The 23,436-nt window shown below is 60.9% G+C and carries 23 protein-coding genes; 9 read left to right on the top strand and 14 right to left on the bottom strand.

Annotated features, from left to right (window positions below; translation table 11 throughout):
• Nucleotides 1-21: 21 nt before the first annotated feature.
• Nucleotides 22-756: a thioredoxin family protein gene (locus tag J5M72_RS22770; protein ID WP_207867166.1), complete on the bottom strand. Its 735-nt coding sequence runs from the start codon at nt 754-756 to the stop codon at nt 22-24.
• Nucleotides 757-932: 176 nt separating this feature from the next.
• Between J5M72_RS22770 and J5M72_RS22765 the strand changes: the two genes are divergently transcribed.
• Complete coding sequence (locus tag J5M72_RS22765; RefSeq protein ID WP_207867165.1) at nt 933-1,325, top strand: transcriptional regulator; 393 nt, start codon at nt 933-935, stop codon at nt 1,323-1,325.
• Nucleotides 1,326-1,373: 48 nt separating this feature from the next.
• Here J5M72_RS22765 and J5M72_RS22760 read toward each other — a convergent pair whose 3' ends face one another.
• The 3 genes from J5M72_RS22760 to J5M72_RS22750 all read right to left on the bottom strand — a co-directional run bounded on the left by J5M72_RS22760 (nt 1,374) and on the right by J5M72_RS22750 (nt 3,437).
• Nucleotides 1,374-2,243 carry a DUF6279 family lipoprotein gene (locus J5M72_RS22760; protein ID WP_169429319.1) on the bottom strand — a complete coding sequence of 290 codons (870 nt, stop codon included), beginning with the start codon at nt 2,241-2,243 and terminating at the stop codon, nt 1,374-1,376.
• 71 nt (nt 2,244-2,314) lie between these two features.
• Nucleotides 2,315-3,031 carry a TorF family putative porin gene (locus J5M72_RS22755; protein ID WP_169429320.1) on the bottom strand — a complete coding sequence of 239 codons (717 nt, stop codon included), beginning with the start codon at nt 3,029-3,031 and terminating at the stop codon, nt 2,315-2,317.
• 217 nt (nt 3,032-3,248) lie between these two features.
• The gene (locus tag J5M72_RS22750) at nt 3,249-3,437 is read right to left on the bottom strand and encodes a hypothetical protein (protein WP_016985943.1); all 189 of its coding nucleotides are present in this window, start codon (nt 3,435-3,437) and stop codon (nt 3,249-3,251) included.
• 351 nt (nt 3,438-3,788) lie between these two features.
• Between J5M72_RS22750 and J5M72_RS22745 the strand changes: the two genes are divergently transcribed.
• The 3 genes from J5M72_RS22745 to J5M72_RS22735 all read left to right on the top strand — a co-directional run bounded on the left by J5M72_RS22745 (nt 3,789) and on the right by J5M72_RS22735 (nt 6,166).
• Nucleotides 3,789-4,625, top strand: coding sequence for a S1-like domain-containing RNA-binding protein (locus tag J5M72_RS22745; protein WP_169429321.1), 837 nt, complete (start codon nt 3,789-3,791; stop codon nt 4,623-4,625).
• 45 nt (nt 4,626-4,670) lie between these two features.
• Entirely contained in the window at nt 4,671-5,081 is a 411-nt protein-coding gene (locus tag J5M72_RS22740) for a DUF2177 family protein (RefSeq protein ID WP_207867164.1), read from the top strand.
• Between the two features lie 152 nt (nt 5,082-5,233).
• A complete protein-coding gene (locus J5M72_RS22735) occupies nt 5,234-6,166 on the top strand; it encodes a DMT family transporter (RefSeq protein WP_207867163.1) in 933 nt (310 codons plus the stop codon).
• Here J5M72_RS22735 and J5M72_RS22730 read toward each other — a convergent pair.
• Nucleotides 6,111-7,292 carry an MFS transporter gene (locus tag J5M72_RS22730; RefSeq protein WP_207867162.1) on the bottom strand — a complete coding sequence of 394 codons (1,182 nt, stop codon included), beginning with the start codon at nt 7,290-7,292 and terminating at the stop codon, nt 6,111-6,113. The two genes, J5M72_RS22735 and J5M72_RS22730, sit on opposite strands and share 56 nt — an antisense overlap.
• 104 nt (nt 7,293-7,396) lie before the next feature.
• Between J5M72_RS22730 and J5M72_RS22725 the strand changes: the two genes are divergently transcribed.
• Nucleotides 7,397-8,290: a LysR family transcriptional regulator gene (locus J5M72_RS22725; protein WP_207867161.1), complete on the top strand. Its 894-nt coding sequence runs from the start codon at nt 7,397-7,399 to the stop codon at nt 8,288-8,290.
• A gap of 142 nt (nt 8,291-8,432) precedes the next feature.
• Nucleotides 8,433-8,561, top strand: a complete 129-nt coding sequence (locus J5M72_RS29190) for a PA1414 family protein (RefSeq protein WP_007914492.1) — start codon at nt 8,433-8,435, stop codon at nt 8,559-8,561.
• 106 nt (nt 8,562-8,667) lie between these two features.
• Here the strand turns inward: J5M72_RS29190 and J5M72_RS22720 are convergent, their stop codons facing one another.
• From J5M72_RS22720 to speB, 6 genes are all read right to left on the bottom strand, one after another.
• Entirely contained in the window at nt 8,668-8,916 is a 249-nt protein-coding gene (locus J5M72_RS22720) for an acyl carrier protein (protein ID WP_207867160.1), read from the bottom strand.
• A gap of 43 nt (nt 8,917-8,959) precedes the next feature.
• A complete protein-coding gene (locus J5M72_RS22715) occupies nt 8,960-9,685 on the bottom strand; it encodes an MBL fold metallo-hydrolase (RefSeq protein ID WP_207867159.1) in 726 nt (241 codons plus the stop codon).
• A gap of 82 nt (nt 9,686-9,767) precedes the next feature.
• Nucleotides 9,768-11,147 (bottom strand): sodium:solute symporter, encoded by a 1,380-nt coding sequence (locus tag J5M72_RS22710; RefSeq protein WP_169429328.1) that lies wholly within the window; start codon nt 11,145-11,147, stop codon nt 9,768-9,770.
• A gap of 158 nt (nt 11,148-11,305) precedes the next feature.
• Nucleotides 11,306-12,817, bottom strand: a complete 1,512-nt coding sequence (locus J5M72_RS22705) for a cytosine permease (RefSeq protein ID WP_207867158.1) — start codon at nt 12,815-12,817, stop codon at nt 11,306-11,308.
• A gap of 55 nt (nt 12,818-12,872) precedes the next feature.
• Nucleotides 12,873-13,295 carry a nuclear transport factor 2 family protein gene (locus J5M72_RS22700; protein ID WP_085683062.1) on the bottom strand — a complete coding sequence of 141 codons (423 nt, stop codon included), beginning with the start codon at nt 13,293-13,295 and terminating at the stop codon, nt 12,873-12,875.
• 10 nt (nt 13,296-13,305) lie between these two features.
• On the bottom strand, nt 13,306-14,256 hold the full coding sequence (speB, locus tag J5M72_RS22695; protein WP_003222717.1) for an agmatinase: 951 nt from the start codon (nt 14,254-14,256) through the stop codon (nt 13,306-13,308).
• Between the two features lie 428 nt (nt 14,257-14,684).
• Between speB and J5M72_RS22690 the strand changes: the two genes are divergently transcribed.
• Nucleotides 14,685-15,578: a LysR family transcriptional regulator gene (locus tag J5M72_RS22690; protein ID WP_169429331.1), complete on the top strand. Its 894-nt coding sequence runs from the start codon at nt 14,685-14,687 to the stop codon at nt 15,576-15,578.
• A gap of 4 nt (nt 15,579-15,582) precedes the next feature.
• Complete coding sequence (locus J5M72_RS22685) at nt 15,583-16,179, top strand: DTW domain-containing protein (RefSeq protein WP_207867157.1); 597 nt, start codon at nt 15,583-15,585, stop codon at nt 16,177-16,179.
• 120 nt (nt 16,180-16,299) lie between these two features.
• Here J5M72_RS22685 and J5M72_RS22680 read toward each other — a convergent pair whose 3' ends face one another.
• Genes J5M72_RS22680 through J5M72_RS22670 form a run of 3 tightly spaced genes read right to left on the bottom strand, consistent with a single transcriptional unit; the run spans nt 16,300 to nt 21,219 of the window.
• Complete coding sequence (locus tag J5M72_RS22680) at nt 16,300-17,661, bottom strand: HlyD family type I secretion periplasmic adaptor subunit (RefSeq protein WP_207867156.1); 1,362 nt, start codon at nt 17,659-17,661, stop codon at nt 16,300-16,302.
• A 9-nt stretch (nt 17,662-17,670) separates the two neighbouring features.
• A complete protein-coding gene (locus J5M72_RS22675; RefSeq protein WP_207867155.1) occupies nt 17,671-19,830 on the bottom strand; it encodes a type I secretion system permease/ATPase in 2,160 nt (719 codons plus the stop codon).
• A gap of 30 nt (nt 19,831-19,860) precedes the next feature.
• On the bottom strand, nt 19,861-21,219 hold the full coding sequence (locus J5M72_RS22670; protein WP_169429335.1) for a TolC family outer membrane protein: 1,359 nt from the start codon (nt 21,217-21,219) through the stop codon (nt 19,861-19,863).
• A gap of 533 nt (nt 21,220-21,752) precedes the next feature.
• Here J5M72_RS22670 and J5M72_RS29020 point away from each other — a divergent pair.
• The coding region (locus J5M72_RS29020) for a retention module-containing protein (protein ID WP_243433449.1) at nt 21,753-23,436 on the top strand (1,684 nt) is incomplete at its 3' end.

The following is a 23,436-nucleotide window of genomic DNA, read 5'->3' as shown; positions in this document are numbered from 1 at the left end:
AAGTTCAGTGTCTTTGCCGGCTCAGTCGCCGTGGCAGCAACTGGATTTTTGCTCTGTGTCATACCGATCATGATGCCGCACCCACTCCATGATCTCGTCCTCGTTCCGGCCTTTGGGCGTGAGGTCGAGAAAGTTGTAGGCGCCGACCAGCATGTCCAGACCTCGGGCGTACGTTGAGTAGGTATGGAATATCTCGCCGTTATTGGCGTGATAAAACACGCTCAGCCCCGGCATCTCTTCCTCGGCACTGTCAGTCTTTTCATAGTTGTAGGTAACCTTTGCGGCTTCGGCGTCTTCTGCGTGGGCGCAAACACCAAAGTCGTAGTTAAAGTCGGAACCGTCTGACGACACCCAGTCGAACTTCCAGCCCATCCGCCGCTTGAACGCCTGGAATTCGGCAAATGGTGCGTGGGATACCGCCACCAACGCGATGTCGTGATGGGCGAGGTGCAAATTGGCGCCGTCGAAGTGGTCTGCGAGGAAGGAACAGCCCTGGCAGCCTTCTTCCCAGCCTTTGGCGAACATGAAGTGGTAAACGATGAGCTGGCTGTGGTCGCCGAACAGATCGGCCAGTTTCATTTCGCCGTCCGGCCCCATGAAACGATAGTCCTTGTCTACCTTCACCCATGGCAGAGCGCGGCGTTTGGCGCTGAGGCGGTCGCGCTCCCGGGTGAAGGCCTTTTCATCGGCCAGATGCTGCTTGCGGGCGGTGAGCCACTCTTCGCGCGACACCACCGGATGATTCTCAACGTTCATGCTGATTTCTCCTGCGGGGGTTGAAAACGTCTGTCTCAGACTAGTCGCTCGACACCTGCAAGATTCGACAGACCGCCGGTCGGTCAGGGTGGTAAACGAAGCTGAACGGCTACTGCCCGCTCGGGTCACAACCTAAGACAGCGCCATTAATCACGCGCACCGGAGGTTGAATCAGGATGACGACTTATAACTGGGATTTGATTGAACGCCTGCTGCATGAAGTGCAGAACGGCGCAGGCCACAGCTTTGCGCCGCGGTCCTACGCAGAAGACTATGCGGCGGAAAAAGCGGCGGCAGGCGAGCCGATCGAGAATCTGGATCATTTGAAAACGATCGCCTGTGAATACGAGCAGAAGCTGTTGCTGCGCGGTTTTATCGAACCCCGTGGCGACGATGAGGGCAGCACCGGCAACAATTTCAGTCTGACTCCTCGTGGCTCGAGCCTGTTGAGCCTGATCGACAGCAGCATTCCCGGTAACGATCATCCGCGTCAGGTGCTGGATGAACAGGAGGATGCGCTGGATGAGGCGACGTTCGATCGTGTGGCGTCGAACGCGCAGATTGCCTGAACCCTCTGCGGGAGCCGGGTTTTCCGGCTGCCGAAGATTCAATGAATCTCAGCCAGCCTTCGCAGCTTGCAAACATTTGAGATCATTGAAGTCCTTGCGCACCCCGTCGATTTTCTTCAACAACCGCTGTCGTTGTTGTGGCGTACTCTCAGCCATCAGATCCACCGCCAGTGAACGCGCCTGCGCCTCGGTGTCGGCGTAGGCCTTGCGGTAATCCGCTGTCCATAAGCGCTCGCGGTAGACCAGAAGTGTCTCTATCCGCTGTGGGAAATCCGCACTTTTACGCTGGGCCACGGCGGCGCTGAACTGCTGTTGCCAGTGCGCTCGGTTGGCGATCCATTGAGTGTTCTGATCGCCCAGGGCTCTTGACCACGCCATTATGCGTTGCTCTTGCGTGGTGCTCAAAGGCCCGAGCCAGTCGTTGAGGCGCTTGTCCATCCGAGCGCCACGTTCGGCGATCTGCTGGGCCAGTGGTGGCTTCACATATTCCTGCTGGCGTTTGCGCAGATCCTTGGCAAACGCATCGTTCATTTCTGCGACCTGTTTGTCGTCCAGCCCTTGCAGCAACTCAATCGCCGACGGGGTAATCTGCCGGGCAGTTTCGGCAATTGCCTGCTTGGCCTCCAATGTGCGGGCCTGGAGCGCGGCGTCGGTGACCTGGTTGGTTTCGACCATGGTTTGCAGGCGATCCAGCCAGTCCAGATAACCCGGCAATTGGGTGGTGCAGTGCCAGCTCAGGTGTTCCTTGAGGCGCTCGTTGAACCAGCCTTTCTGTTCGCCTGTCATGTCCAGGTAGTCGCTGAGCGTCCATGGAATGATCACATCGAGATTGCGATAGGCGAGGCCGACGCGGCTGCACGCGCCGAGGGCGAGGGTGAAGATCAACAGGGTGGCGCAGTGTTTGAACCAGCGAGACATGAGCGAGTCCTTGCGAAAGCCAGGCGTCTGATTCTTATGTGAACGCAGGATGCTCCCGGCAGTTCAGCCAATCAATAGAACGCGCGTTCGGCCTTGAGCGTGACCAGCCCGTCGCACTGGCTGTTGTGCCCGGAATAGGCGGAGCAATCGCTGCCGCTGAGGCTGGAATTGCTGTAAGTCAGGTCCAGGTCAATGCCCATCACCGGCCGGGAAAACTTCACCGACCAATCGGTAAAACTGCTGACATACCCACCGTCCACCGAGACAGGAGTATTGAGCTGATGGGTGGTGTATTTCATGCTGATCCCGATGCCGAACGGCTGGTTGCCGCCCAGATCGGCGAACAAGGTGTTGTTCTGTTTGTCCGGGTCGTTGCTCAGTGCGATACCGAAACGGCTGCCGAGAAGGGTCAGGCCGCCGAACAGCTCCTGGCTGTCGAGGGTCTCGACCTTCGGATAGCTGTAATGGATCATCCCGACTTCGTAGCCGAGGGTTTGATCGAAAGGTTGCTTAAAGCCTACGTAGGAGTCGATCTCCAGATTCTTGCCCGGCGTCAGCCCCATGCTCGGCGCGTACTGGCCAATGTAGAGGCCGCTGTCGTGGCTCAGGTCGAGGCCGCCGTGGAACGAGCCGGCTGCCGAGGGCTTGACCAGACCCTGGGCCATGCTGCGGCTGGGCGTGGTGCCGAGTTTCAGGTCGAAGTCGCCGAGTTCGCGCTGGAAAATCTGCGCGTGCGCCACCGGGCTCGCCAGCAGTCCTGCAAGAATTAAACAGAGGGGTTTGAGCATGCGTCACTCCTTGAACAGCGAGCGCAGGGCGACGTACCTGCTGAAACGCTTGATCCAGACGCGTGCAAGGATACCGGCGAATGTGCGGCTTCGGAGGCCGTTCGTCGATTTCTGTTGTTTTGTTGAGTTTGATTAAACGCGACAGAGGCGGTGAGAGGGTTCCGGTCCAGACGCTTCGAAGCTCAAAGCGTCTTGGGACTGGTGTGTTGCGGGGGGATTACTTCTTGCCCAGGCTGATCTGCTTGGACGGGCCGAACGTCTGGCCGCTGACGCCCTTGGCAATTTGCTGGATCTCGCCGCCGGACTTGAGGAATGCCGCGATCTGATCGTTGATCGATTCGCTGGTCTCAACGGCTGGAGCTGGCTTTGCTTTGCTGGTGGATGCTTTTACACGCATGGCGGCCATTAACCTGTAGAAAAGTAACTCGGCCAGGCATCGTACAGGAATAACTTGACAATTGCTTGGTAAATATCCCCCGAAATAACCAACCTTGTTCGTGGATTATTCTTCGCTCAATAATTGAAATACCTCGCTAACCTGCTGTTTTAAATAAAAACATCGCTCGAGATCGGCATGATTTTCAACGGTCGGGAGCGGAGGAAAATCGCTGGGCCGGTCTGACGAATGGTGCCCGCTCGGCGGCAAACCTAGAAAAAATCAAGGCTTCGCGCAGATTTCCGTCGAGGTCAGGATCTGGCGCCCGACGAAGCCGGCAAAAACGGGTAGAATGCCGCCCACGCAATGAGGGTATTGGAAATGGCTTTAGTCGGGCGTTACAACAGTTTGCAAGTGGTGAAACACACTAACTTCGGTTTATATCTGGACGGCGGTGCCGACGGCGAAATTCTTTTGCCCAACCGTTATATTCCTAAAGATATTCCCAGCGAAGATGAAGACTGGCTCAATGTTTTCATTTATCTGGACAGCGATGACAAACTAATTGCCACCACTGAAAAACCGAAAGTTCAGGTCGGTGAATTTGCCAGTTTGAAAGTTGTTGAAATCAACAGTATCGGTGTGTTCCTCGATTGGGGGTTGCCAAAGGATCTGTTGCTGCCTTACTCCGAAGAAAAACGTCAGATGACCGCTGGCGAATACTGCGTGGTGCACGTCTACCTCGACAAACACACCCGCCGCATCACCGCCACTGCGCGACTGGATCGCTACCTCGACAAGACCCCGGCCAACTACAGCGCCGGCCAGGAAGTCGATCTGCTGGTGGCCGAAGCCACCGACATGGGCTTCAAGGCAATCATCAACAACAAGCACTGGGGCCTGATTCACAAGAACGAAATCTTCAAGTTCATGCGTTCCGGCATGCGCGAGAAAGGCTTCATCAAGGAAGTGCGCGCCGACGGTAAGATCAGCCTGAGCCTGCAACCGGTGGGGCAGGAGGCGGCCAGCAGTCTGAGTTCGAAGATCCTCGCCAGGCTGCGCGAAAGCAACGGCACCCTGGCCGTCAGCGACAAGAGCGATCCGGCCCTGATCAGCAGCCTGTTCGGTGTCAGCAAGGGCAACTTCAAGAAGGCCATCGGTTCCTTGTACAAGGAAGGCAAGATCGTCATTCATGCCGATCGCATTGAACTAACCTGAGTCTCCCGTGGCCCATGTTGCATGGGCTTACTTGAGGTCGGGCAGATGAAAAAAGCGCTGATTGCCTATGTCGCCACGTTACTGACGTTTCTACTGCTGGACGGCATCTGGCTCGGCGTGTTGATGGCGCCGACCTATCGCGAACTGCTCGGTTCGCTGATGCTCGAAAAACCGTTGCTGGTGCCGGCAGCGGTTTTTTATTGCCTGTACGTGTTTGGCTGTGTGGTGTTCGTGGTGTTGCCGGCGATGACCTGGCAACGCGCTGCCCGCTTGGGTGCGCTGCTCGGGCTGGTCGCTTACGGCACCTATGACCTGACCAACTGGGCGACGTTGCGCGGCTGGTCGGTGCAGGTGACATTGATGGATTGGGCCTGGGGAACGTTTGCCACGGCGCTGGCCTGTACGGTCGGATTTGTCGTGACCTCCCGGTATGGCGGGTCAGCCCGTCACCGCTGACGTTTCAGGAGAATGAAGTGTCTCTTCCAGACGGCTTTTTCTGGCCAACTGGTTAATAATCCCCGAGACCATTTTTCGCCCCGGACGAAGAGCCGGGGCTTTGTTTTGATCTTTGGAAAAACTGCCATGTGGTGTGTATTCGAGGTGCTGCGGTGAGCGTCAGTCGGCGCAGTGCCGACGGCTTTGCCCTGCAAGTGATGATCGGCCTGTGCCTGATCTGGGGCGTGCAGCAGGTGATGATCAAGTGGGCGGCGACCGACATTGCGCCGGTGATGCAGGCGGCGGGGCGGTCGGGGATTTCCGCGTTGCTCGTGGGCTTGCTGATTTGCTGGAAGGGCGGCTGGGATCAGGTCGGCACGACCTGGCGCGGCGGTTTACTGGCCGGTGCCTGGTTCGGGCTGGAGTTCTTCTTCATCTCCGAAGGCTTGCAGATGACCACTGCAGCGCACATGTCGGTGTTCCTCTATACCGCGCCGATCTTCACTGCGCTGGGCGTGCATTTTCTGTTGCCCAGCGAGCGTCTGCGGCCGGTGCAATGGCTGGGGATCCTCATGGCATTCGTCGGGATTGCCGTGGCGTTTGCCGGCGGCGTGTCGTGGGACAACCTCGATCACCGCATGCTGCTGGGCGATGCCCTCGGCGTGCTGGCCGGCGCCAGTTGGGGGGCGACCACCGTAGTGGTGCGCGCCTCGCGCCTGTCGGAAGCGCCGGTGACGCTGACTCTGTTTTATCAGCTGATCGTCGGTTTCGTCGGCCTACTGTTGATCGCACTGCTCAGCGGCCAGATCACCCACGTCAGCCTGACCGCCGTGGCCGTGGGCAGCGTGCTGTTCCAGGGGCTGGTGGTGTCGTTCTTCAGTTACCTGACCTGGTTCTGGCTGCTGCGCCGTTATCTGGCGGCCAACCTCGCCGTGTTTTCCTTCATGACGCCGTTGTTCGGCGTCACGTTCGGCGTGGTGTTGCTCGGCGAAGAGTTGAGCCTGAACTTCATCATCGGCGCCGTGCTGGTGTTGCTCGGCATCACCTTCGTCAGCGCGGAACAGTGGGTGCGTCGGCGTTTGCGCAAGGCACTCGGTCAGCCGTAACCGATTTGCACGCCAGCCCGCCGGCGATCAGCAAGCCGCTGCCGGCGATCACCAACGCCGGTTGCAGACCGCCGCTGAAATGACTGCTGACCGCCGCCAGCAACGGCCCGCTGAGCTGGCCGACGGCGAAGCACGCAGTCAGCAGGCCGGCGTTACGCTGGGTGGCGTGGGGCGCCAGTTCCCGGGAGCGTTGCATCACCAGTTGCATGCAGGCCAGGAACGGCGTGCCGCACAGGATCACGCCCAAAGCCAGACCGAGGCCGCTGCCCAACAGGCAGGCAAACACCCCGGCAGCCTGCAACCATAGCGTCGCCATCAACCAGTGCCGGGTGGTGTCCGGATCGTGCCGACGCAGACTCACCAGCAACACCCCGATCGAGGCGCCGAGGCCGAAGCACGGCCAGAACAGATCGGCCTGCCATTGCCCGTGAAACTGCGCGTTGGCCATTTGCGACAGAAACGTGGCCGGAATGATGTAGCCCACGCCGTACAAGGCATACACCACCGCCAGACGCCCAATTCCACGATCCGACGAACTTGCGGCAGTCGGTGCGGCCGGCACACCGATGCCCGGTTGCGGCAGAATCCGCACGATCCCCAGCAACATCACCAGCGCCACGGCGGCATAGATCAGCCACAAAGTGGCGGAAGTTTGCTGCGCCAGATGTGAGAACAGCGCCAGCAACCCGGTCAGAAAAATCCCCAGCCCCGGCCCGGCAAACACCAACGCCCCCAACCGTGGATGACCGGCCGCCGCAGCCAGTGGCTGACTCAGTGCCGTAATCATCACCAGCACCCAGGCGCTCGCCACACCGGTGCCGAAACGCAGCAGCAGATGCGACCAGAAACCGTTGGCCCAGAACGACGCCAGCGTCAGCAGCACACACAACCACAGGCCGCCGTGCAGGCGCCGCTGCACTTGATCCGGCCGCCGGGAAAACATCGCATTCAGCGCCCCGAGCAGGTAACCGAGGTAGTTGGCCGCCGCAATCAGACCGGCGGCCGTCAGGTCGATCTGGCCTTCACTGAGCAGGTGCGGCAGTTGCGGGGTGAGGGCGAAACGCCCGATGCCCATGGCCATCATCAGGGCAATGAAACAGGCGGATAAGCGAATCAGGGGTGACATGGTCTGAATTCCGTTGGAGGTTCAATGACCGTCAGGCTAGGACTGATTGACTTTCTTTAAAATTGAATAATAGTGAGTAACTTGTTCTGTTCAGGAGAAAGCTTGTGGAGTTCAGCCAGCTGCGAATCTTCCAGGCCGTGGCGGAGGAGGGCTCGATCACCCGTGCCGCCGAACGTTTGCACCGCGTGCCGTCGAACCTGTCGACCCGGCTCAAACAGCTCGAAGAGCAACTGGGCGTCGAACTGTTCGTCCGTGAGCGTCAGCGTTTGCAGTTGTCGCCTGCGGGAAAAGTCCTGCTGGACTACACCGGCAAACTGTTCGCCCTGCGCGATCAGGCCAGTGCGGCGGTGATGGGCGGGCAACCGGCGGGGGATTTCGTGCTCGGCACCCTGTACAGCACCGCGGCGATCCATTTACCGGCGCTGCTGGCGCGGTATCACAAGCAGTATCCGGCGGTAAATCTTCAGGTGCAGTCCGGACCCAGCGGCGAATTGCTGGAAGGTTTGCTCACCGGGCGGCTTGACGCGGCACTGGTGGATGGCCCGCCGCAGCTGGCCGGGTTCGACGGCGTGCCGCTGTGCAATGAGCGGCTGGTGCTGATCAGCGAGCCGGATCACCCACCGGTGCGCAGTGCCAAGGATGTCGAGGGGCGGGCGGTGTTTACCTTTCGTCATGGTTGCGCCTACCGGGCGCGGCTGGAGTCGTGGTTCGCTCACTATCACGCGGCGATGGGCCGGGCGATGGAGATCGAGTCCTATCAGGGCATGCTCGCCTGTGTGATTGCCGGCAGCGGGGTGGCACTGATGTCGGAGTCGATGCTCGCCAGCCTGCCGGGGCGTGAAAGTGTCGCGGTGCACTCGCTGGCCGAGCCTTTTGCCAGTGCGACAACCTGGCTCATGTGGCGTCGGGGGATGGTCGGCGCCAATCTCAATGCCTGGATTGAACAGCAGCAGGCGCTCTATCCCGTGGTTGGCGAGGACGTGCGGGAAACGGCTTGAACGAACGGTCAGGGATTTGGATCAATTCAGTAACAGATCATTGCGGATTTCGCCGAGCATTGCGTAGGACTTCGGACTATTATCAGTGCGAAGCGGCCTCAGAATTCCGGACGCTCAGCACCACCCTGAAGGGGGCATGACGATGAAAGAGAAAATTCAAAACTGGCTGCACGATTTGGGTGTTGCCCTCGGCTTGATCGAACCGCCTCTGCAACCGGTCCCGATTCGCACTGACGACGAACAGCGTCGGCGTCAGCAGCGTCGGCGCTAATGCCCCGATCTGAATAACAACGATTTGAAGTTAAAGAGATCGCAGCCTTCGTCAACGCCTGCATGAAACCGTGCAGGCGCTGACGAAGACTGCGATCTTTTGCTTTTCAGTGTCGCCCGATCTCGATCAGAAAGCGGCTCAAGTCGTTCGCGGTTTTCGCGTTCTTGAGCATGTAATCTTCTTCGGCGGTGAATGCCGTCAGTCCGAATTCGTCTTCCAGATGGAAGATCAGGTCTTCGATATCTGCCTTCTCCAGACCCAACTCCGCCAGGCTGGTGCGGTCATTGAAGTCTTGGTTTTCCAGCAGACGCTTGATGAACCTGTGGACGGCGGCACGCACGGCAGCTCTTCTCATGGCAGATCTTTTTTGGGTAGGTCTGACTGGAGTACAGCAGGCCTCAGGCGTGTCGGCGCAACCATTCGTCAATCATCGAACGTAAATGCGCTCCTGAGAAACTGCCGAAATGCCCGCCATGCACGGTACGGATCGGCAACGCCTGCAAGCGTCGCAGGCTGGCGGCGTAGTCCTCGAGATTCGAGTGGTAGGCGTCTTCAATCAGCGGCCCGTCGTAGATGATGTCGCCGCTGAACAAGGTTTCGCTGGCCACTTCGTAGAGGCTGATCCCGCCCGGCGAATGCCCCGGCGTGTGCAGCACCTGCAGCGTGCGGTTGCCCAGGTCCAGCACATCGCCGTCCTCGACAAAACCCGTGGCCGGCGCCGCCTTGACCCGGTATTCGGCGTAGCACAACGGGCAATCCGGGTGCGCCTCGAACATGTCGTCGCCGACGAAGGCCCGGCTCAAGTCATTCTCGCCATCCGGTGCTGCCAGAATGTCCGCCTCGGCGGGATGTACCAGCCGTTCGGCGAACTCGTGATGCCCGGCGATATGATCGAAATGGCAATGACTGGCCACCGCCACCAGCGGCCGTTCGGTCAGCCAAGGCAGTTGCTCGCGCAGGCTGACCAGCCCGGAACCGCTGTCGAGCAGCAAATCCTTGTCACGCCCCTGAACATGCCACAGGTTGCAGCGGTAGAAGGGGCGGATGTACGGCTCGTGAATCAGGCGAATTCCATCGCTCAGGTTTTGCACTTCGAACCACTGATCGCGAGAAACAATCTTCATAAGCACTTTCCTTGAGACGAAAAAAACGGGTGTGGCAACCGACGCCACACCCGCCGAAGAAAGTTGTTGCTACGGCTTCAGCTTAGATCGCGCTCGCCACGGTCGCCGGGCGACGGGAAAACAGGCTGACCACCACAAAACTCACCAGCCCCACAGCCAGGCTGTAGTAGATCGGCGTGTTGGCATCCAGACCGTCCTTGACCATGAACAGCAAGGCGGTGGCGAAGCCCAGGCCCATGCTGGCGATGGCGCCGGCGGTGGTCGCGCGCTTCCAGAAGATCGCGCCGATCAGCGGTATCAGCATGCCGCCCACCAGCAGGTTGTAAGCGAGGGTCAGGGCGCTGATCACGTCATTGACCACCAGCGCGATACCCAGCACCACGACACCGGTCAGGAGGGTGAACAGACGGTTCACACCCAGGCTCGATTGCTTGCCACCCCGCAGTTTCGGCAGCAGGTCTTCGGTCAGGGTGGTGGCAGCGGCGAGCAGACCGGCGCTGGCGGTGGACATCATGGCGGCCAGGGCTGCGGCGATCACCAGACCCCGGATGCCATCCGGGAGCGACAGTTTGACGATCGCGGCGAAGGCGTTGTTGACGTTGTCCAGATCCGGAATCAGTACGTGCGCCGCCATGCCGATCAGGGCACAGGCCAGACCGTAAAGGATGCAGTAGATGCCCGCGAAGCTACCGGCGTACTGAGCCACTTTTTCGTTCTTGACGGTGAACACCCGTTGCCAGATGTCCTGACCGATCAGGATGCCGAAGAAGTAGATCATGAAGTAGGTGATGATCGTGTCCCAGCCGATGGTGGTGAAGTTGAATGCCGCAGCCGGCAGCTTCAGCACCAGTTCGTCCCAGCCGCCGACGCGGTACAGGCAGATCGGCAACAGGATGAACATCAGGCCGACGGTCTTGATGATGAACTGGACGATGTCGGTCAGGGTCAGCGACCACATGCCGCCGATGGCCGAGTAGACCACCACGACGCCACCGCCGAGCAGTACCGAGACCCAGAACGGCAGGCCGAACAGCACTTGCAGCACGGTGCCGATGGCGAGGATCGAGGTCACGCCGATCATCAGCGCATAGGCCAGCATGATCGCCGCGCTCGCCGAGCGGGCCATCGGGTTGTAGCGTTTTTCCAGGACCTGGGTAACGGTGTAGATCTTCAGTTTCAGCAGCGGCTTGGCCAGGAACAGGTTCAGCGCCACGATGCCGCAACCCAGTGCCGCGCACAGCCAGAAGCCGGAAATGCCGTGCACGTAGCCCAGACGCACGGTGCCGACGGTAGACGCGCCACCCAGAACGGTCGCCGCCATGGTGCCCATGTACAGGCTCGGGCCGAGGTTACGTCCGGCGACGAGAAAGTCCTCGTTGGTCTTGGCTTTGCGCATGCCGAAATAGCCGAGCAACAGCATGCCGGCCGCGTAGATGAGGACGACGAATAAATCCAAAGCCATGATGGCGTGTCTCCGATTGTCTTTTTTATGGTGAAACAAAATTGGTTCTATGAGGCTGCCCTTGTGGGAGCGGGCTTGCTCGCGAAGGCGTCGGCACATTCAAAAGTGATATGACTGACAGATCGCATTCGCGGGCAAGCCCGCTCCCACAGGGTTAATCAGGCAGCCTGGCGCAGCGCCGCTTCAGCCGGCGCATGCGCGCCTTTGCTCCGTGGATCCTTCGGGCCGTAGACCAGCGCCGGTTCCGGGAACAGGCTCAGCAACATCAAGTACATCACCGAGGCCAGGCCGAGGGTCACCAGCAGGCTGATGTCGATGCCGCCGGCCAGTTCACCCAGCGGACCCACGAACTGCCCCGGCAGGTTGACGAAGCACAGGCCGACCGCCGCGCTCGGGATCCAGGCACCCAGGCCGCGCCAGTTCCAGCCGTGGCTGAACCAGTAGCGTCCGCCTTGCTCACCACGCGTGAACACTTGCAGGTCGTCCGGGCAGTAGAAGCCGCGACGCACCACCAGGCCGATGATCATGATCACCATCCACGGGGTGGTGCAGGTGATGATCAGCACGGCGAAGGTCGACACGCTCTGCACCAGGTTCGCCGCAAAGCGCCCGATGAAGATGAAGGCAATCGACAGCACGCCAATCAGCAGCGTCGCCTTCACTCGCGACAGCAGACGCGGGAACACGCTCGACATGTCCAGCCCTGTGCCATACAGCGACGTGGTGCCGGTGGACATGCCGCCGATCACCGCAATCAGGCACACCGGCAGGAAGAACCAGCTCGGCGACACCGCCAGCAGACCGCCGACGTAGTTGTTGGCCGCAATGTAGTCCGGTGCCTGAATCGCCACGATGGTCGCGGTGGTCAGGCCGAACAGGAACGGGATGAACGTAGCAATCTGCGACAGAATCACCGCCGCCATGATCCGCTTGCGCGAAGTTTCACGCGGGATGTAGCGGGCCCAGTCGCCGAGGAACGCGCCGAAGGAAATCGGGTTGCTCATCGCTACCAGAGCAGCGCCGATGAACGCGGCCCAGAAACCCGGCTGGCCGAGGCTGACGGTGCCGGCGTAGTGCGAATCGAAAGGACCGGCGAAGGCGAAGATGCCCAGCAGAAACAGCAGGCTCGCGCTCCACACGGCAACTTTGTTTACCCACAGCAGGAAGCGGAAGCCGTAGATGCACACGGTCAGGACGAGAATCGCGAACAGACCGTAGGCCAGGCCCAGGGTCAGGTCGGTTTCCGGCAGGCCGATCAGGCGTTTGGCACCACCGATCAGCGCATCTCCCGAACTCCACACCGAGAGCGAGAAGAAGGCGATGGCGGTCAGCAACGACAGGAACGAACCGACGATCCGCCCGTGCACGCCGAAGTGCGCACCGGACGACACGGCATTGTTGGTGCCGTTGAGCGGGCCGAACAGGCCCATCGGTGCGAGGATCAGCGAGCCAAGCAGCACACCCGCGACAATCGCCCAGACGCCCGCCTGAAAGGACAGGCCGAACAGCACCGGGAAACTGCCGAGCACGGCGGTGGCAAAGGTATTCGCGCCGCCAAAGATCATGCGGAACAAGTCCACGGGACCGGCGGTGCGTTCGTTGTCCGGGATCTGTTCGACCCCGTGGGTTTCAATCTGCGTAAGGCTTTGGTCTTTGTTGTTGTTATTCATGATCTGCTCCGATCATAAAGGCGCGCTCATCGTGCGTGAGGCGTCACCTGTTTGGCTAAGGGGGTGGCAGCCCTTCCGGCATTGCGGACAAATGTTCGTGGCAGGCCAGCCAATGGCCTTGTTGTTCTAGGCTCGACGCTTGTTTCCTGAAAACAATCGTCTCGCGCTCCTGGCTGAAGTGTTGCTCCCCTTGCATGCGCAGCTCGGTGGCCACGTCATGGATGAAAATCGCCACGTCACCCTGCAGGCTGACGAAGGCGTTGCTCGAGGTGCAGGACAGCACCTCGAAGCCATCCTCGGCGCGCCAGCTGTCCCACAACGCCTGATAGGCATCGCGCGACAGCAGGGGCTGTTCGAGGGTGTAGAACACGAAGCTGGCATCGGCGCTGAACGCGCCGAAGTAGGCTTCGCGATCGTTGCGGGCGAAGGCGGACACCAGATCGGCGGCCGCTTTCAGAACCTGATCACGTTCGTTCATGACCCGACCCTCAGCGGTGGACCACACCCGGCAGTACGCAGAGCATTTCGTACAGCAGGTTGGCGGCCAGCAGCGAGGTGTTGCCGGTGGTGTCATAAGCGGGCGAGACTTCTACCAGATCGCAGCCGATCAGGTCGAGGCCTTGGCAGCCGCGAACGATTTCAATTGCCTGAATGGTCGTCAGACCACCGATTTCCGGGGTACCGGTGCCAGGCGCCCAGGCCGGGTCGATGCCGTCGATGTCAAAGCTCAGGTACACCGGGCCGCCACCGACTTTCTCGCGCACTTCGGCCATCAGCGGTGCCAGCGACTTGTGCCAGCACTCTTCGGCTTGAACAACGCGAAAGCCCTGATCGCGGCTCCAGTTGAAGTCGTCAGCGGTGTAGCCCTGCGCCCGCAGACCAATCTGCACCACGCGGTCGCAGTCCAGAAGACCTTCCTCGACGGCGCGACGGAAGGTCGTGCCGTGGGCGATCTTCTCGCCGAACATGTGATCGTTGACGTCAGCGTGGGCGTCGATGTGCACCAGACCGACCTTGCCGTGCTTTTTGTGGATCGCACGCAGGATCGGCAGGGTGATGGTGTGGTCGCCACCCAGGGTCATCGGGATGACGTTGTGCTCGAGGATGTTGTCGTAGGCTTCTTCGATGATGCGCACGGCGTCGAGCAGGTTGAAGGTGTTGATCGCCACGTCACCGATGTCGGCAACCGACAGCGAGTCGAACGGCGCAGCGCCGGTGGCCATGTTGTACGGGCGGATCATCACCGATTCGGTGCGGATGTCGCGCGGCCCGAAGCGGGTGCCGGGGCGCAGCGAAGTACCGATGTCCAGCGGCACGCCAACGAAGGCGGCGTCCAGGCCGGCAGCGGTCGGTACATGGGGGAGTCGGAGCATGGTGGCGATGCCGCCGAAGCGCGGCATTTCGTTGCCGCCCAGTGGTTGGTGAAGAATCTTGTCCACGGGTAGGGCCTCATCGTCTTTGTTTTATTTATGTCGGCGCGCCGCATTCGCAAGGTCACGGGCACCGCTGTGGGCCGATTCTGCGAAATGTAGTGAGGCGGAAGAATCGCTACGGGCAAATACTTAGTTCAGAATTTTCTAAACTAATGATGTGGGTAGAGATAGACTTTGTGCGCCTTGGGGTTTGTGATCGGCTGAACATCGCCGCCCTCACCCCAGCCCTCTCCCGGAGGGAGAGGGAGCCGATAGAGTTGTTCTCAGGAGCTTCATCGACCTGAAATATCGAGTTGAATTTAATAGAATCTGGGACAGACGCAGAATTTGAAGGCCATGGAGATCGGCTCCCTTTCCCCCTCTCCCCCTTGGGGAGAGGGCTGGGGTGAGGGGTGGTTCCAACAGACGACACAGTTCCCAGCCCCGGAGTAGATATGGCCAACGCTTTACCCGACCTGAAACTGTTGCGCATCTTCGTCAGCGTCGTGCGTCATCAGGGGTTTGCCAACGCGCAGCAGGAACTCAACCTGTCGACCTCGGCGATCAGCACCTACATGAGTCAGCTCGAAACCGCGTTGGGTCTGGTGCTGTGTCATCGCGGGCGCGGCGGTTTCAGCCTGACCAGCAAGGGCGAGCTGTTCCATCAGGAAACCCTGCGCCTGCTGGCCGAACTCGAAGGTTTCGAGCAATACGCCGCCGCGCTCAAGGGCGAATTGCGCGGCACGCTCAACCTCGGGGTGATCGACTCGACGGTCAGCGACAAGGCCTTGCCATTCGCCGAAGCCATTGGCGCCTACAGTCAGGAACACCCGGCAGTGCATTTGCATCTGTCGGTGATGAGCCCTTACGAACTGCAACTCGGCGTGCAGGACAACCGCCTCGATCTGGCCATCGGCGCGTTTTCCACACGCATGAGCGGTCTGGTGTACATGCCGCTGTACCGCGAGCAGCACTGGCTGTATTGCAGCAACCGTCACCCGTTGTTCAACGAGCGGCGGATTCCCGAGCAGGTCATTACCCAGCAACGCATGGTCGGTCGTGGCTACTGGAGCCAGGCGGAACTGGCGCGCCACGGTTTCAAACACAGCGCCGCAACCGTGGAAAGTATGGAGGCGCAGCTGATTCTGGTGCTGTCCGGCGCCTACATCGGTTACCTGCCGGAGCACTACGCCCAGGCCTGGGCCGACAAGGGCGATTTGCGGGTTTTGCTGCCGGCGACCTTCGGTTATCAGGCGCCGTTTTCGATGATCATGCGCCGTGGCCGCAGCCGCGAGCCGCTGATCCAGACCTTCCGCGACCTGCTCAAAGCGCAGCTCAATCAGGCATAAGAACATGTCCAGACCCCAATGCCCGCGCTGCCTGCGCCCACAAACCCATTGCCTGTGCCCGTTGATCCCGAGCCTCGACAGCCGCACCCGAGTGTTGCTGTTGCAGCACCCGAGCGAGGTCAATCACGCGCTCAACACGGCACGACTGGCGGCGCTCGGTTTGAAAAATGCCGAACTGATCGTCGGCGAAGTGTTCGAGGAACTGCCCGCGCTGTTGAGTCGGCCAGGCTATCGGGCGCGGTTGCTGTTTCCGGCGGACGATGCACAGCCGATGCAGGCTTACACCGCATCGGATGAGCCGTTACTGCTGGTGGTGCCCGATGGCACGTGGCGCAAGGCGCGCAAGATGTTGCATCTGAATCCGCTGCTGGCGGCGTTGCCCCGGGTGACGCTGGCGCAGGGCGGGGTTTCCCGGTATCGGTTGCGCAAGGCACCGGGGCCGGGGGCGTTGTCGACCGTCGAGGCGATTGTTCAGGCGTTGCAGACGCTGGAAGCACCGACGTCGTTCGAGCCGTTGCTCAAGCCGTTCGAGGCGTTGATCGAAGGGCAGATTGCAGCGATGGGGGAAGAGGTTTTTCAGCGTAATCATGGCGACAGATAGTCGTTGTCTGAGCTGGCCTCTTCGCGAGCAAGCCCGCTCCCACAGGGAACGCATTTCAAATGTGGGAGCGGGCTTGCCCGCGAAGAGGCCAGATGATTCACCCCAAATTCCGGATCATCACTAGCGCTCGCGCATCGCCTCGGTCCGCGCCTTCAACACCGGTTTGAGCAGGTAATCCAGCACGCTTTTCTCCCCGGTAATGATGTCCACCGTCGCCACCATCCCCGGAATGATCAGCAGCGGTTTCACATCCCCGCCCAAGTGATTTTTATCGGTGCGCACCTGGATCAGGTAGAAGCTGTTGCCCTTGTCGTCGGTGATGGTGTCGGCACCGATCAGTTCAAGTTTGGCACTCAGCCCGCCGTAGATCGTGTAGTCGTAGGCGCTGAACTTGACCATGGCTTTCTGGCCCGGATGCAGGAACGCCACGTCCTGCGGCCGGACTTTGGCTTCGATCAGCAGGTTGTCTTCCAGCGGCACGATTTCCACCATGTCGCTGCCCGGCTGGACCACGCCGCCGATGGTGTTGACCTTCATCTGCTTGATCACCCCACGCACCGGCGAGGTCACGGTGGTGCGGCTGACACGGTCGTCGATGGCGATGCTCGAGGCGGTGATTTTCGACAGGTCGGTGCGTTTCTCGTTGAGCTCCTTGGCCGCCTCGGAACGGAAGGTCTGCTCCGATTCGTCGATCTTGCTTTTGATCTCGTTGATCGCCGATTCGGCCCGGGGAATGGCGAGCGTCGTGGCATTCAACGAGCCCCGAATTTCCACTGCGCTACGACGTAGACGGAGGATCTCCACGGGCGAAACCGCACCGGTTTTCACCAGCGGTTCCGACATGTTCATTTCCTGTTGCAGCAGCGCCAGGCTCGAACTGTATTGCCCCTGTTTCGACCGAAACTCGGCCAGCTCCTGCGCCTTCTGCCGCAGTTGTTCGCTGAGGGTGCGTTGCTCGCTGGCCAGCCGCCGTTGCCGCTGCTCGTACAGCGAGCGCTCGTCCTCGGCCACTTGCGGAGCCTTGGCAATCACCTCGTCAGAGAGCTTGAACGGCCGGCCCTCGGCTTCGGCGGACAAGCGTTCGACCTGCGCGGTCAGGGCATAACGATCGGCCTCGCTCTCTCCCTTGTTCGACAGAAACCGCGTGTCATCCAGCCGCAGCAAGGTGTCGCCCTTGCTGACCATCTGCCCTTCACGCACGAAGATCTCGGTGACGATCCCACCCTCGAGGTTCTGGATCACCTGAACCTTGCTCGACGGAATCGCCTTGCCTTCGCCCATTGTCACTTCCTGGAGCACGGCGAACTTGGCCCAGACCAGCGCACTGATCAGCAGCGCCGCGGCCAGCCACACGGTAATGCGCGACCAGCGCGGCGAATCCTGCAATGAGGCGCCGGCGGTTTCCGGCATGAATTCAGCCTCGGCGCTTTTGCCGAAACTGTCGAAATAACCGCGCTGTTTTGGAGAGGAGGAAGCAGACATGGGCAACTCCTAGACCGCCGCCGAGCCGACCCGGCCCTTGCGCAGTGCATCGATGACTGCTTCTTTCGGACCGTCGGCGACGATCCGGCCGTTGTCCAGCACCAGCAACCGGTCCACCAGGCTCAGCATCGAGGTGCGGTGGGTGACCAGCAGCAAGGTTTTGCCCTGCACCCAGCCGTGCAGCTTCTGGCGCAGGACGTCTTCGCTGCTGTTGTCCATGGCGCTGGTGGGTTCGTCGAGCAGCATGATCGGCGGGTCGAGCAACAGCGCTCGCGCCAGCAGGACTGCCTGGCGTTGCCCGCCGGAGAGCAATTGCCCGCGCTCGCCCACCGGCCGGTCGAAGCCTTGCGGGTGCTGCCGTGCAAGCTCGGTGACGCCGGTCAGTTCGGCCACTTCAAGCATGCGCGAATCGCTGATGTAGCGGGCGCCAAGGGTCAGGTTGTCGCGCAGGCTGCCGGCCAGCAGCGGCAGGTCGTGGGCGACATAACCGATCTGCTGGCGCAGGTCGGCGACATCCAGTTGCCGCAGGTCGAGGCCGTCGAGCAGCAGTTGGCCTTCTTCCGGTTCGTAGAACCCCATCACCAGCCTTGCGAGGGTGCTTTTGCCGGAACCGCTGCGGCCAATGATGCCGATCCGCTCGCCCGGTCTGACGCTGAAACTGACGTTGCTCAGGGCCGGTGCATTCTGGCCGTTGTAGTGGAAAGTCACCGCATTGGCGTCCAGCGCACCTTGCAATTGTGTGCGCTCCAGCGGCCGCTGTTTGCCGTCGCGCTCCTGGGGCAGGGCCATCAGCGCGTCGGTGCTTTTCATGGTCAGTTGCGCTTGCTGGTAGCGGGTGATCAGCCCGGCGATCTGGCCCAGTGGCGCGAGCACGCGGCTGCCGAGCATGTAACTGGCAACCAGTGCGCCGACGCTGAGGTTGCCGGCGATGATGCTGTAGACCCCGGCGACGATGGTCGCCATCCCCGAGAACTGCTGGATGAACAACGTGCCGTTGGTGGCCAGCGCCGAGAGATTACGGGCGTGGCTGTCGAGGCGGGTGAGGGCGCCGTGGGTGCTCTCCCATTTGTGCTGGCGCTCGCTTTCGGCGCTGCAGGCCTTGAGGGTTTCCAGACCGCCGAGGGTTTCGATCAGCAATGCCTGACGCTCGGCGCCGAGGCTCAGGCTTTTTTGCACGGTGTCGCGCAGGCGAACCTGAATGATCATCGCGAACACGATCGTGATCGGAAACGCCAGCAGCGGAATCACCACCAGCCAGCCACCGAGCAGGCCGATCACCACCAGCATCAACACCACGAAGGGCAGGTCGATCAGGCTGGTCAGGGTGACGGCGGTGAGAAATTCCCGCAGCCCCTGAAAATCGTGAATGCTCTGGGCAAATCCGCCGATGGTCGCCGGCCGGGCCTTCATCGCCATGCCGGTGATGCGCTCGAATAAAGTCGCGGAAAGGATCACGTCGGTTTTCTTGCCGGCGGTGTCCAGCAGGTGCGCACGCACCACCCGCAGCACCAGTTCGAAACCGGTACCGATCAGCAACCCGATGGCCAGCACCCACAGGGTAGACGTGGCCTGGTTCGGCACCACCCGGTCGTAGGTCTGCATCACGAACAGCGGCACCATCAGGCCCAGCAGGTTGATCAGGAAACTGGCGAGGATCGCGTCGCTGTACAGCCATTTCGACAGCTTCAGGGTATCGCGAAACCACGCCTGCACCCGTGGCACCAGCGGTGAACGCAGGTCTTCCAGTTCATGCCGTGGCCGGGCGAACAGGGCCTGCCCCGTATAGTGTTCAGCGAGTTCTTCGCGGCTGACCCACTGCTCGCCGCCGTCGGCCTCACTGGGCAGGATCAGCGCCTTGCCATCATCGGCAAAACGCCGCAGCACCGCCGTGCGCCCGTTGCCCAGCAGCAACAGCACCGGCAGGTTCAGCGGTGAAATGTCTTTGAGTTCCCGGCGCAGCAAGCGCGCCTGCAACCCGGCCCGGGCGGCGGCGCGGGGCAGCAGGTCCAGGCTCAGGCGTTGTTTGTCCAGGGGCAGCCCGGCACTCAGGCTGGCGCGACTGACCGTCGCGCCATGGAGTTTGCAGAGGATCAACAGACCGTCGAGTAACGGGTCATCGAAGCTCAGCCGCGGATCGATCCCGGATGTTCCGGGTTCCATGCTGGTCATATTGATCGCTCCCTGGCTACATCATCGGGACTACTTCAGTTCAGGCAAGCGCGCCTCGTTCTTCACCTCGGTAGCGGCAATCGCATCGGCGGGCAGTACCACCCGTTGTTTGCTCAGCAACTGACCCATGTTCGCCAGTACGCGGTACATCGAAAACTCCTCGGTGTAGCGGATTTCGGTGTAGCGGCGGTTGGCGTTGTACAGCTCGTTTTCACTGTCGAGCAGGTCAAGCAGGGTGCGTTGGCCGAGGCCGAACTGATCCTGATAGGCCGCGCGCACGCGCTTGGTGGTCTCGGCGTATTCGCGGGCGGTCGGGGTCTGTTTCTTGGCGTTGACCATGGCGTTCCAGGCCAGGTGAATGTTTTCGTTGAGCTGGCGCAGGGCGTTGTTGCGGATGTCCATGGCCTGGTTGATCTGGTGCGCGTCGGAGGCCAGGCGCGCCTTGTCGCTGCCCCCGCGGAACAGGTTGTAATTCATCACCACGCCGACCCGCCATTCGTTGTCGTGGCCCTCGTCACCCTGCACGTTGTTGTTGGCGCCGACCGCCGCTTCGGCATCGAAACGCGGGTAGAACGGCGACTTGGCGACTTCGTACTGGCTCTCGGCCGATTGCACGTCGGCCTGGGCGGATTTCAGATACGGGTTGTTCTCGACCATGCTCTGCTGGGCTTCGGGCAGGCTGGCGGGCAATTCACCACGGGTCGAGGCCGGTGCTTCCAGTTCATCGGGCATGCGCCCGACCACGGCGTAGAAATTCGATTCGGCGTCCGCCAGATCGACCTCGGCGGTGTCGAGGTTGTTCTGCGCCAACGCCTTACGGGCCACCGACTGGTCGGAGTCGGCAGTGCTGCCGATGCCGCGCTGGGTGCGCAGGCCGATCTGGTCATTGACCCGCAGGTGCGCCTGCAGATTGTTCCTGGCCAGGGTTACCAGTTCGCGGCGCTTGAGCACTTCGAGGTAAACCTCGATGGTACGCAGGGCCAGGTCCTGGGCGGTACCTTGCGCGTAATACGCGCGCGAATTGGACACGCCCTTGGTGCGCTCGACTTCGTTGGCGGTGTTGAAACCGTCGAACAGCATCTGCCGCAGACGCAGCTCGGACTGGGTGTAGTTGAGGATTGCGGTGTGGTGGTTGCCGAGGGCCCGGGTGTTGGTGTTGTCGCTGTAGCCGCGCCCATAAGCAGCGTTCAGATCCACCGACGGATAGAAGCCACCCTTGGCGACTTTTACCTGTTCGTCGGCCGACAGTTTGGCGTCAACCCGCGACGCCAGTTCCGGGTGGGTCGCGATGGTGCTCTGAATGGCTTCGGTGAGGTTCATGGCCTGAGCTTGGGATGTGCAAGCCATGGCCAGCAAAACCGCACTGCAGAGGGGGGTTAGAACGCGCATGGGTGCATCTCCCTGAGTCCTGATGGTATTTCGCTGTCGCCAATTTATTGACGATATTTTTAGTGTTTAGCGTCTCATCGCTGTTACAACAGAGCTAAGAACATCCTGAAGCGTAGCTAAGAAAAATTTTTCATATGGCTTATGCCAAAAAAAACTTATGCGCTTCGCCGAATCCGGCACATTGTTCCATTCGAAAGCCTTTGTTTTATGCGCTTTAGGGAGTGCATGAAGGCTTGAGGAAAGTTCCATTCACTTTGCGACATACGGGCGAAGTACTGCTAAAGGGGAGGGACGCGTAGCGGTCAATGAGTGACAGTTTTTTGTCACTCGGGTGATTCACCACCGTTACGTAGCGCTAGTGGGCGTGCTGCATCGATCAGGGATTCCAAGTGCCTGAGGGCGCTGGAGTTTCTGAATGTGCACAACCTGCGAAACGAACTGTCGAGGTGCGAGCGTCGCCCCGACAACCCGCTTGAGCCATGGGCTGCTTCGCGAACCAGTGCCGACGGTGGTCGGCAGCGGAGGAAATGCACATGGCAACGCTCATCGGGATCGTCACCAAAGTCATTGGTCAGGTTTTCGCTCAATCGGCAGACGGAAGTCGGCGCCCATTGGTGGAAGGCGATCGGCTGTTTGCCGGGGATCAATTGATCACCGGGGCGGAGGGGGCGGTTGCCGTCCATCTGCAAAACGGCCAGGAACTGACCCTGGGCCGGGACAGCAGCCTGACCCTGACCGGACAATTGCTGGCCAACCACGCACCCCATGTGGATGCCCCGGAAGCGCTGACCCCGAGCGATGCCCAACTCACCGACGTGGCCCAGATCCAGAAAGCCATTGCCGCCGGTGAGGACCCGACCAAATCCGCTGAAGCCACCGCCGCAGGCCCCGATGCCCCTGGTGATACCAATGGCGGCAAGGGTGGCGGCCACAGTTTTGTGCTGCTGACCGAAGTGGGTGGCCGGGTCGATCCGGTCATCGGTTTCCCCACGGCCGGTTTCGGTGGCATTCCCGAGTTTCCGGAAGAACGCCACAACGCGGTCATCGACAACGGCGACAACACGCCGGCGCCGGTCATCCCGCCACCGGTCAACAACCTTGTGACCCTCACAGGCCTCGATGTGCTCGGGGGCGAACTGACGCTCAACGAAGCCAATCTGCCGGATGGCTCCGCCGCCAATCCCGGCGCGCTGACCCAGGCCGGCAGCTTCAGCATCTCGGCGCCCGATGGTCTGACGAGCCTGAGCATCGGCGGCATTAGCGTGATCGTCGGCGGTGTCCCTGTCGGTTTCCCGCAATCGATCACCACGCAACTGGGCAACACCCTGACCATCACCGGTTACAACCCGGCGAACGGCACGGTCAGCTACAGCTACACCCTCAACGGAAACGACGCCCATCCTGCGGGCGACGGTGCCAACAGCCTCAGCGAACATTTCACGGTGATTGCGGGCGACAGCAACGGCGACACGGCGACCGGCTCGCTGGACGTCAACATCACCGATGACGTGCCCAAAGCCGTCGATGACAGCAATGCGAGCACGGCTTCGGAAACCCTGCTGACCCTGACCGGCAGCGTCCTGACCAACGACGTGCAAGGCGCCGACCGCATTCCTGCCGGCCCCAACAGTGGCCCGGTGGTCGCCGGTACGTTCACCGGGACCTATGGCACGCTGGTGCTGAATGCCAACGGCACCTACACCTACACGCTGAACACCAGCGACGCGGATTTCAAGGCGTTGCATGGTGGCGGCAATGGCACCGAAACCTTCACCTACACCCTGCATGACTCCGATGGTGATACCAGCACCGCGAACCTCGTGCTGCAGATTCACAACAACGACGATCCGGTGATCATCAACGGGTTGAACGTCGAAGGTAGCGAGCTGACGGTATTCGAGAAAAACCTCAGTACCGGCAGTGCGCCAGATGCCACTGCGCTGACCCAGAGCGGCACGTTTACCATCACTGCTTTGGATGGCGTTACCACGCTGACTGTCGGCGGAATCGCCGTGGTCACCAACGGCGTGGCCGCTGGCTTCCCGCAATCGGTCACGACTCCGCTGGGCAGTACGCTGACCATCACCGGGTTCAATGCCACGACCGGCGTCGTCAGTTACAGCTACACCCTGGTCGACAACGAAGCGCACCCGACTGCCAACGGCGCCAACGTACTGAATGAGCAGTTCGCTGTCACCGTGGTGGATGACAATGGCA

Origin of the sequence: Pseudomonas sp. 58(2021) (genome assembly GCF_017491585.1) — a bacterium.
GTDB classification, from domain to species: Bacteria; Pseudomonadota; Gammaproteobacteria; order Pseudomonadales; family Pseudomonadaceae; genus Aquipseudomonas; species Aquipseudomonas fluorescens_BT.
The sequence above is the reverse complement of the archived record's forward strand: the minus strand, read 5'-3'. Positions and strand labels throughout refer to the sequence as shown.

What these genes read in the sequence shown, in the direction of transcription:
- J5M72_RS22740 (WP_207867164.1), top strand. Translation starts at nt 4,671, where the DNA reads ATGAAAAAAGCGCTGATTGCCTATGTCGCCACGTTACTGACGTTTCTA.
- J5M72_RS22710 (WP_169429328.1), bottom strand. Translation starts at nt 11,147, where the DNA reads ATGGCTTTGGATTTATTCGTCGTCCTCATCTACGCGGCCGGCATGCTG.
- J5M72_RS22715 (WP_207867159.1), bottom strand. Translation starts at nt 9,685, where the DNA reads ATGAAGATTGTTTCTCGCGATCAGTGGTTCGAAGTGCAAAACCTGAGC.
- J5M72_RS22680 (WP_207867156.1), bottom strand. Translation starts at nt 17,661, where the DNA reads ATGTCTGCTTCCTCCTCTCCAAAACAGCGCGGTTATTTCGACAGTTTC.
- J5M72_RS22670 (WP_169429335.1), bottom strand. Translation starts at nt 21,219, where the DNA reads ATGCGCGTTCTAACCCCCCTCTGCAGTGCGGTTTTGCTGGCCATGGCT.
- J5M72_RS22770 (WP_207867166.1), bottom strand. Translation starts at nt 756, where the DNA reads ATGAACGTTGAGAATCATCCGGTGGTGTCGCGCGAAGAGTGGCTCACC.
- J5M72_RS22690 (WP_169429331.1), top strand. Translation starts at nt 14,685, where the DNA reads ATGGCCAACGCTTTACCCGACCTGAAACTGTTGCGCATCTTCGTCAGC.
- J5M72_RS22765 (WP_207867165.1), top strand. Translation starts at nt 933, where the DNA reads ATGACGACTTATAACTGGGATTTGATTGAACGCCTGCTGCATGAAGTG.
- J5M72_RS29190 (WP_007914492.1), top strand. Translation starts at nt 8,433, where the DNA reads ATGAAAGAGAAAATTCAAAACTGGCTGCACGATTTGGGTGTTGCCCTC.
- J5M72_RS22685 (WP_207867157.1), top strand. Translation starts at nt 15,583, where the DNA reads ATGTCCAGACCCCAATGCCCGCGCTGCCTGCGCCCACAAACCCATTGC.
- J5M72_RS22700 (WP_085683062.1), bottom strand. Translation starts at nt 13,295, where the DNA reads ATGAACGAACGTGATCAGGTTCTGAAAGCGGCCGCCGATCTGGTGTCC.
- J5M72_RS22755 (WP_169429320.1), bottom strand. Translation starts at nt 3,031, where the DNA reads ATGCTCAAACCCCTCTGTTTAATTCTTGCAGGACTGCTGGCGAGCCCG.
- J5M72_RS22745 (WP_169429321.1), top strand. Translation starts at nt 3,789, where the DNA reads ATGGCTTTAGTCGGGCGTTACAACAGTTTGCAAGTGGTGAAACACACT.
- J5M72_RS22750 (WP_016985943.1), bottom strand. Translation starts at nt 3,437, where the DNA reads ATGGCCGCCATGCGTGTAAAAGCATCCACCAGCAAAGCAAAGCCAGCT.
- J5M72_RS22705 (WP_207867158.1), bottom strand. Translation starts at nt 12,817, where the DNA reads ATGAATAACAACAACAAAGACCAAAGCCTTACGCAGATTGAAACCCAC.
- J5M72_RS22760 (WP_169429319.1), bottom strand. Translation starts at nt 2,243, where the DNA reads ATGTCTCGCTGGTTCAAACACTGCGCCACCCTGTTGATCTTCACCCTC.
- J5M72_RS22730 (WP_207867162.1), bottom strand. Translation starts at nt 7,292, where the DNA reads ATGTCACCCCTGATTCGCTTATCCGCCTGTTTCATTGCCCTGATGATG.
- J5M72_RS22720 (WP_207867160.1), bottom strand. Translation starts at nt 8,916, where the DNA reads ATGAGAAGAGCTGCCGTGCGTGCCGCCGTCCACAGGTTCATCAAGCGT.
- J5M72_RS22675 (WP_207867155.1), bottom strand. Translation starts at nt 19,830, where the DNA reads ATGACCAGCATGGAACCCGGAACATCCGGGATCGATCCGCGGCTGAGC.